The 8,069-nt window shown below is 65.4% G+C and carries 6 protein-coding genes; 5 read left to right on the top strand and 1 reads right to left on the bottom strand.

Features of this window, described 5'->3' with window-relative positions; translation table 11 throughout:
- Positions 1–253 precede the first annotated feature (253 nt).
- The 3 genes from FKZ61_RS23355 (at position 254) to FKZ61_RS23345 (ending at position 3,425) form a co-directional block, all read left to right on the top strand.
- Positions 254–1,213: a TatD family hydrolase gene (locus FKZ61_RS23355; protein ID WP_141612576.1), complete on the top strand. Its 960-nt coding sequence runs from the start codon at positions 254–256 to the stop codon at positions 1,211–1,213.
- Positions 1,214–1,241: 28 nt separating this feature from the next.
- Positions 1,242–2,270, top strand: a complete 1,029-nt coding sequence (locus tag FKZ61_RS23350; RefSeq protein WP_170200236.1) for a polyprenyl synthetase family protein — start codon at positions 1,242–1,244, stop codon at positions 2,268–2,270.
- Between the two features lie 84 nt (positions 2,271–2,354).
- A complete protein-coding gene (locus FKZ61_RS23345) occupies positions 2,355–3,425 on the top strand; it encodes a glycosyltransferase family 2 protein (RefSeq protein WP_141612574.1) in 1,071 nt (356 codons plus the stop codon).
- Positions 3,426–3,480: 55 nt separating this feature from the next.
- On the opposite strand, the gene FKZ61_RS23340 is transcribed toward FKZ61_RS23345, so the two are convergent.
- The gene (locus FKZ61_RS23340; RefSeq protein WP_141612573.1) at positions 3,481–5,559 is read right to left on the bottom strand and encodes a thioredoxin domain-containing protein; all 2,079 of its coding nucleotides are present in this window, start codon (positions 5,557–5,559) and stop codon (positions 3,481–3,483) included.
- 593 nt (positions 5,560–6,152) lie between these two features.
- Here FKZ61_RS23340 and gatC point away from each other — a divergent pair.
- Together gatC and gatA are read left to right on the top strand one after the other, a co-directional pair.
- The gene (gatC, locus tag FKZ61_RS23335) at positions 6,153–6,449 is read left to right on the top strand and encodes an Asp-tRNA(Asn)/Glu-tRNA(Gln) amidotransferase subunit GatC (protein ID WP_141612572.1); all 297 of its coding nucleotides are present in this window, start codon (positions 6,153–6,155) and stop codon (positions 6,447–6,449) included.
- Between the two features lie 18 nt (positions 6,450–6,467).
- Complete coding sequence (gene gatA / locus FKZ61_RS23330; protein ID WP_141612571.1) at positions 6,468–7,937, top strand: Asp-tRNA(Asn)/Glu-tRNA(Gln) amidotransferase subunit GatA; 1,470 nt, start codon at positions 6,468–6,470, stop codon at positions 7,935–7,937.
- The last annotated feature ends 132 nt before the right edge of the window (positions 7,938–8,069 follow it).

Below are 8,069 nucleotides of genomic sequence, written 5' to 3'. Positions count from 1 at the left end.
AAATCCCGGCAGAAATTCGCCGATCAGGCCTCTGGCCTGCGGCATAGCCGCTCGTTTCCACCAGAGGGAGCGCGCCCAGAGGGCACCTGGAATTTCTGCCGTGGTATTGACGCCAGCCTGTACTAAGTGGCCGGCCTGGGCCGATTCCGCAATCCGGCCTACGTTGCCAGGCTGGGCTCTGTGATAAAATGAACAATCAAAGTTGAGCCGGGCCGGCCCAGATGTTGGCCCCTGACACCGGAAACGGCAATCCATGGCCCATCCACCTTTGCAACTGGTTGACAGTCACTGCCACCTGGATCTGGAACCGTTCGATGCCGATCGGGACGAAGTGGTGGCCCGCGCGGCGGCGCAGGGCGTCCGCCTCATCGTCAACCCGGGCATCGACTTACACCACAGTCGCCAGGCCCTGGCCATGGCGGCCCGATACCCCCAGGTCTACGCGGCCGTGGGCATCCACCCCAACAGCAGCGGGGACTTTGTCCCGTCCATGTTGGCGGAGCTGCGGGCGCTGGCCGGCCAGCCCAAGGTGGTCGCCCTCGGCGAGATCGGCCTGGATTACTACTGGGACCGGGTGGCGCCCGCCCAACAGCAGAAGGCCTTTCAGGCCCAACTGGAACTGGCCGCCCAACTGGGCCTGCCGGTCATCATCCACAGCCGGGATGCCAACCAGGACGTGGCTGCCATCCTGCGGGAATGGGTGGAGAGCCAGAGCTTTCGCCGTTCGCCCCTGGCCCAACGCCCCTTTGCCGGCGTCCTCCACGCCTTCAGCGGCGACCTGGAGCTGGCCCAGGAGGCCTACAGTTGGGGGTTCGTCCTGAGCTTGGGGGGACCGGTGACCTTCAAGAACGCCCGGCGCCTCCATCAACTGGTGCCGGCCCTGCGCCCGGATCGCCTGATGTTGGAGACCGACGCGCCCTACCTGAGCCCCCACCCCTACCGCGGCCAGCGCAACGAGCCTGCCTGGGTGACGCTGGTTTGTGACCGGCTGGCCCAGCTTCTGGATCTGCCGGTCACAGAAATGGCCCGCCTTAGCACGGCCCTGGCCCTGCAATTTTTCGGGCTGGAGAAGATGGAGTTGGCCTGCGCAGGAGAGTCCGATGGGGCAACAGAGAGCGGAGGATCAGAGAGCGGAGCATCTGATAGCAGAGCATCCGATACAGTGTCCGAAGTCCACATACCCGGCAGCCAACCCCGGCGGTCGGGCGAATAAACGGGCGAATAAAACGGTGAAAACGGAAATGACCGTCAATACCGCAGTCGACATCGGCAAAGTGCTGCAGCCCGTCCAGGCTGGCCTGCGGCTGGTGGAAGAGAAGATGCGCACCCTGGAAACGTCGCTCTTTGCGCCGTTGGCCAGCGCCTTCATCGACCTCATCGGCAGCGGCGGGAAGCGCCTGCGGCCGGCCCTGGCTCTGATGGCGGCGGAAGTCACCGGCGGCCTCCACCCCACCGCCGACTACCCCCGAGTGGTCTCCCTGGCCGCCTCGGTGGAGATGCTCCACACCGCCACCCTGGTCCACGACGACGTCATCGATGGCGCCCTCCTGCGCCGGGGCGCGCCTACCCTGAACGCCATCTGGAACCGGGGCGCCACGGTGCTGGCCGGCAACTACCTTTTTGCCCGGGCCGCGGCGCTGGCGGCGGAAACGGACAACACCCGGGTGATCCAGATCTTCAGCAATACCCTGGAGATCATCGTGGACGGGGAACTCCACCAGCTCTTCGCCCGCAACAACTATCATCAGGACAAGGAAGAGTACTACCAGCGGATCTACGCCAAGACGGCCAGCCTTTTCTGTGCCGCCACCGAAGCCGCCGCGGTGCTGGCCGGCTCCCCCGCGCCGGTGGTGGAGCAGCTGAAGCAGTACGGCTACAACCTGGGCATGGCCTTCCAGATTGTGGACGACATCCTGGACTTCACCGGCGACGCCGACAGCCTGGGCAAGCCCGCCGGCAGCGACCTGCGCCAGGGCACCCTGACCCTGCCCTTCTTCCACTTCATCCAGCAGCACCCCCAGCCGGACCAGGTGGTGGCCCGCATGGATGATGCCTACCGCCAGGCGGAAGATGGGGACGAGTCCACCCTGCACCGCATTGTGGCCGAAATCGTGGCCGAACTGCGGGCCAGCTCGGCCATCGAGGCCGCCCGGGGAGAGGCCATCACTTTCCTGGACCGGGCCCGGGCCAACCTGGCCCACCTGCCGGACAACGAATACAAGGTCTCCATGCTGGATCTGTGCGACTTCGTGGTCCAGCGCACCTACTGACCCAACTACCGACCGCACACCGGTGCGCCGGGCCTCCTGCCACCCGGCAGCTCCCCGACGCCGGCCATCCAAACCCCAATTTCCATGTCTGCCACCTGCGATCTCTCCATTATCATCGTCACCTGGAACGTGTGGGATCTGTTGCGGGCCTGCCTGCTCTCCATCGAGCGCTGCAGCCGACCTGTCCCAGGTGGCCATGGGGAGAGCCAGGGTGGAAAGGATGGTGGATCCCTGCGGGAGTTCGGCCCGCCGGGCCGGCCCCACCGGCTGGAAGTGATCGTGGTAGACAACGCCAGCAGCGACGCCACCGCGGAGCTGCTGCCGGCCCGGTTCCCGTGGGTCCGTCTGATCGCCAACCCGGAGAACCTGGGTTTTACCCGGGGCAACAATCGGGGCTATGCCTGCAGCCGGGGTCGGTTTGTCTACTTCCTCAACCCGGACACCGAGCTGCTCTGCAGCGGACTGGCCGGGGATGGGCTCTGGCAGCTCTTCCAGGCGGTGGCAGCTAACGAGACGGTGGGGCTGGCCGGCCCACGCCTCCACTACGCCGACAACTCTTTCCAGAACAACCGTCGACGCTTCCCCACCCCGTTGACCGGTTTCTTCGAAAGCACCTGGCTGGGGCGCCTGTGGCCGGGTAATCCGTGGGTGCGCCGCATGCACATGGCCGACTGGCCGCCCACCTTCAGCCACGACGTGGACTGGGTAACCGGGGCAGCCATGCTGGCCCGCCGGGAGGCCCTGGAAGCCATCCGCCCTCCCGACGCCGCCGGCCCTTTCGATGAGGGCTTCTTCATGTACAGCGAGGAGCTGGACCTCTGTCACCGGCTGAAAAGGCAGGGCTGGCGGGTGATCTACGTACCCCAGGCCCGGGTCATCCACTATGAAGGCCGCAGCAGTGAACAGGTGGTGGCCGCCCGTCACATCCACTTCAACGCCAGCAAGGTGCGCTATTATCGCAAATATTTTGGACCGGTCTGGGCCGAGCTATTGCGCCGCTACCTCCTCTGGGAATTTCGCTGGCAACTGATGCTGGAAGGGCTGAAATTTATCCTGGGCCATCGGCGGCCCCTGCGCCAGGCGCGGATGGCCGCCTATCGCCAGGTGCTGGCCAGCGGACTTCGTCCTTCCCCGGTGGAGACTTCGCCGGGTTGAGACGGCATGGGAACCGGCGTCCACGGCGCTGTCCGGCCGGCTCCCATGCCGGGCTTCAGGCTGGGGAGGGGCTGCCCTCATCCAGCAGCCTGGCCAGCTCCTGGGGGGTGGTCACCGGCAGGCGGCAGGTGTAGTTTTCGCAGACGTAGGCAGCGGGTCGCCCATCCACCAGCCCACGCCCCTGGAGCACGGGCAGCATGGAGTCCGCGTCAGGCTCCTTGTGGGCCACCACGGTGTGGGGCAGGTAGCGCCGGCGCACCTCCTGGAGCAAGGCCTGGGTGGCCGGGTCCTCCAGGGCGCCCACGATGGCTACCTCCTGGCTGGGGGCCAGCAGGCCGTCCAGCACACAGAGCAGGCGGCCGAAGCCGGTGGGCTGTTGGGCCATGGCCTCCTTCATGAGCAAGATCACCCGGGCCGCTTCCCGACGGTATTCTTCATTGCCCACCAGGCGGCTCAACCGGACCAGGGCATCGGCGGCCAGGGAGTTGCCGCTGGGCACGGCGTTGTCGATGAAGTCCTTGCGGCGCACCACCAGCGTCTCATGGTCGATACCCGTCTGGTAGAAGCCGCCCCGCTGGGCATCGTGGAACTGGTCGAACATCAGGCGGGTCAGCCGGCTGGCTTCGCCCAGCCAGCGCAGGTCGAAGGTGGCTTCGTAGAGGGCCAGGAGCCCCCGGATCAGGGAGGCGTAATCCTCCAGATAGGCGTTGAAGCGGGCCTGGCCGTCCTTGTAGCTGCGGTAGAGGCGCCCGTCGGGCTGGCTCATCTGGCCCAGGATGAATTCGGCCGCCTCCACCGCGGCGGAGAGCGCGTCCTGTCGCCCCAGGACGGCGCCGCATTCGGCCAGGGCGTGGATCATGAGGCCGTTCCATTCGGTCAGGATCTTTTCATCCCGCCCGGGCCGGACCCGTTGCTCCCGGGCGGCGAAGAGCTTCTGGCGGCCCTCGGCGATGAGCGCGGCCACCTGCTCCTGGCTCAGCCCAAATTCCTGGGCCAGCTCGTCCAGGGTTCGGGCCACGTGCAGGATGTTCTTACCCTCGAAGTTGCCCCGCTCGGTCACGCCGTAGTAGGCGGCGAGCACTGCTGCCTGTTGGGGATCGGCCAGCACGGCGTCGAACTCGGCCCGACTCCAGACGAAAAACTTGCCCTCCTCCCCTTCGCTGTCTGCATCCTGGGTGCTGTAGAAGCTGCCGTCCGGAGCCTTCATTTCCCGCAAAACGTAGTCGATGGTCTCGTCGATCACCCGCCGGTAGAGGGGGCGTTGGGTGATGCGCCAGGCGTCCAGGTAGGTGCGCAGGAGTTGGGCGTTGTCGTAGAGCATCTTCTCAAAGTGGGGGACCAGCCAGACGGCGTCCACGCTGTAGCGGTGGAAGCCGCCGCCCAACTGGTCATAGATCCCACCCAGGGCCATCTGCTCCAGGGTCAGCTCGGCCATGTACAGGGCGTCCAGGTCATTGCGACGCCGATACTGGGTCATGGCAAAGTCCAGGGTCATGGGTTGGGGGAATTTGGGCTGATGGCCGAAGCCGCCGTGTTCGTTGTCGAAATACTGGTAGAGCTGTTCCACGGCCTCGTCCAAAATCTGGGTGCTCAGATCCTGGTCGGCGCTTTCCAGCCGGGCGGTCCGCCGGAGCATGTCGGTCAGCCGCTGGGCCTGGCCTTCCACCTGATCCCGCCGGTTGCGGTACGCTTCCGCCACTGCCTGGAGCACCTGGCGGAAGCTGGGCATTCCATAGCGGGGTTCCGGCGGGTAGTAGGTGCCGCCGTAGAAGGGTTTGCCATCGGGGGTCAGGAAGACGCTCATGGGCCAGCCGCCCTGGCCGGTCATGGCCTGGACAGCTTCCATGTAGATGGCGTCCAGGTCGGGCCGCTCCTCCCGGTCGACCTTGATGTTGACGAACAGCTCGTTCATCAGCGCAGCCGTCTCCGGGTCCTCGAAGCTCTCCCGCTCCATAACGTGACACCAGTGGCATGCGCTGTAGCCGATGCTCAAGAAGATGGGCTTGTCTTCGGCCCGGGCCCGGTTCAGGGCTTCTTCCCCCCAGGGATACCAGTCCACGGGGTTGTGGGCGTGCTGCAACAGGTAGGGGGAAGTTTCGTGAATCAGACGATTGGTGTGTTGGTGTTCGCTCATTTTGGGCTCCTCGAACGGGGCATGGTTCCTGGTCATGGGGTAAGTATACACCAGAGCGGCCCAGGGCATTGTTCCCCCGTTCACATTCCCAGTTTGACATGGATTCAGCGGGGCATTATACTTGCCCCAATGAACCGGCAGGGTGGCCAGGTCCTTCAGCAAAGTGGCGAACGGCGCTGTTCACCAGCCGGAGTGATGTATCCCCGACCCTTCCAGGGAAGTGTACCGGCCGTCACCTGTGCCGGCATGTTCCGGATAACCACCATCCCAAACGCTCTGGACGGAATCCAGCCCAACATGGGCCAGCTGTTGTTGGTTTATCTGCCGATGGTTAATTGGTGTATGCGCGGGATCCATTCTGCCCACCCATGTGCTACCGCACAGGCCGCTGCAGCCAGGCCTGTGCCCCGGTGAGCCTGACCGTCATTCAGGACGCCGAGGGCACAGCCACGGCGTTCCGTGCCAGGGAAACGTTGGGATGAAACGCCGTGGAACTTTTCCACGGTGTTTTTGGTTTGTTTTCATGCACAGTATCTGTACCCAGATCTGGGTCATTGCATTCAAGCTCTTGCAGCCAGAGGATTCAAGCTTCCATGAGCGTTCAATTGACTGAAACAGAGGTGCGCCACGTGGCCGAACTGGCCAAGCTGCGTTTAAGCGACGAGGAAGTGGCGGCCTTCACCCATCAGTTGTCCGCCATTCTGGACTATGCTGCCCAAATCCAGGAGGTAGACACCAGCGCGGTTCCCCCCACGCCCTACGTTCTCCCACTGACCAACGTCATGCGGGACGACGAACCGGCCCCCGGACTGGACAACGCAGAAGCCCTGGCCAATGCCCCGGACCACGACGACGGCTACTTCCGGGTGCGGGCCTTCTTCGACGAATAGCACGAACCGGAATCTTCCATGAAATCCAAACTACAGGCACTCACTGTCCATGAAGCCCTGCAGGGCCTGGCCGCCGGCGACTTTACCTCCGTCCAGTTGACCGAGGCCTGCCTGGCCCAGATCGAGGCTGTGGACGGCCAGATCCGGGCCTTCCTCCAGGTGACCGCCGAACAGGCCCTGGCCCAGGCCGAGGCGGCCGATCGCCGCCGGGCCGCAGGAGAAACGGCCCCTTTGCTGGGCATTCCCCTGGCCATCAAGGATGTGCTGGCCACCCGTGGGGTGGAGACCACCTGCGGCAGCCGCATCCTCCAGGGCTTTGTGCCGCCCTACTCGGCCACCGCGGTGCGGCGGCTGGAGGAGGCCGGCATGGTGATGCTGGGCAAGACCAACACCGATGAATTCGCCATGGGTTCCAGCACGGAAAACAGCGGCTACTTCCCCACCCGCAACCCGTGGGACCCAGAGCGGGTTCCGGGCGGCAGCAGCGGCGGCTCCGCGGCGGCAGTGGCGGCCCAGGAGGCCCTGGCCGCCCTGGGCACCGATACCGGCGGCAGCGTCCGCCAGCCGGCCTCCCTCTGCGGCGTGGTAGGGCTCAAGCCTTCCTACGGCCGGGTGAGCCGCTATGGCCTGGTGGCCTATGCCAGCAGCCTGGACCAGATCGGCACCCTGACCCGGGACGTAGAGGACGCGGCCCTGCTGCTGAATGTAATCGCCGGCCACGACCCCCTGGACAGCACCAGCATGCCGGCGCCGGTTCCCGATTACACGGCCGCGCTCACCGGGGACATCCGAGGGTTGCGCATTGGGCTGCCGGCCGAGTACTTCGTGGAGGGGATGCAGCCGGCGGTGGAGGCGGCCGTGCGGGCTGCGGTGGAGGAGTTGGCCCGCCTGGGCGCGGAGATCGTGCCCATCCACCTGCCCAACACAGACAAGGCCCTGCCCGTCTACTACCTGGTGGCGCCGGCCGAGGCCAGCGCCAACCTGGCTCGCTACGACGGCGTCCGCTTTGGCTTCAGCGCGGGGGCCGAAAGCATGCTCGAAAATTTCCGTCAGACTCGGGGCCAGGGGTTCGGCCCGGAGGTGAAGCGGCGCATCATGTTGGGGACCTATGCGCTCAGCGCGGGCTACTACGACGCCTACTACTTGAAGGCCCAACAGGTGCGCACCCTGATCAAGCGAGACTTCGAAGAGGCTTTCCAGCAGGTGGATGTGATCGCCGGTCCGGTCTCGCCCACCACGGCTTTCCGCATTGGCGAGAAGGTGGAAAACCCCATCGAGATGTACTTGAGCGACATCTTCACCATTAGCGTCAACCTGGCCGGCATCTGCGGCATCAGCGTGCCCTGTGGCTTTGACGAGCAGGGCCTGCCCATCGGGCTGCAACTGATCGGCCCCTACCTGGGAGAAGAGCGGATCCTGCGGGTGGCCCACGCCTATCAGCAGGCCACCGACTGGCATACCCGCAGGCCGGCCCTGGCCGCCCTCTAGTACAGTCTGGCGTAAATAGCACGGCAGAGCGGCACTACCTCTGGTGGAGACGATCGGCGAAGCCGCGGGCCAGAGGCCCGATCGGCGAAGCCGCAGGCCAGAGGCCTGATCGGCGAATTTCTGCCGGGATTT

It is taken from the genome of Litorilinea aerophila, from assembly GCF_006569185.2.
Classification (GTDB): domain Bacteria; phylum Chloroflexota; class Anaerolineae; order Caldilineales; family Caldilineaceae; genus Litorilinea; species Litorilinea aerophila.
Note: the sequence above shows the minus strand (reverse complement) of the source record. Positions and strands in the feature narration are given on the sequence as shown.

Bases quoted from the DNA above. Each gene is read 5' to 3' on its own strand.
- FKZ61_RS23355 (WP_141612576.1), top strand. From the start codon at position 254: ATGGCCCATCCACCTTTGCAACTGGTTGACAGTCACTGCCACCTGGAT.
- FKZ61_RS23350 (WP_170200236.1), top strand. From the start codon at position 1,242: ATGACCGTCAATACCGCAGTCGACATCGGCAAAGTGCTGCAGCCCGTC.
- FKZ61_RS23345 (WP_141612574.1), top strand. From the start codon at position 2,355: ATGTCTGCCACCTGCGATCTCTCCATTATCATCGTCACCTGGAACGTG.
- FKZ61_RS23340 (WP_141612573.1), bottom strand. From the start codon at position 5,559: ATGAGCGAACACCAACACACCAATCGTCTGATTCACGAAACTTCCCCC.
- gatC (WP_141612572.1), top strand. From the start codon at position 6,153: ATGAGCGTTCAATTGACTGAAACAGAGGTGCGCCACGTGGCCGAACTG.
- gatA (WP_141612571.1), top strand. From the start codon at position 6,468: ATGAAATCCAAACTACAGGCACTCACTGTCCATGAAGCCCTGCAGGGC.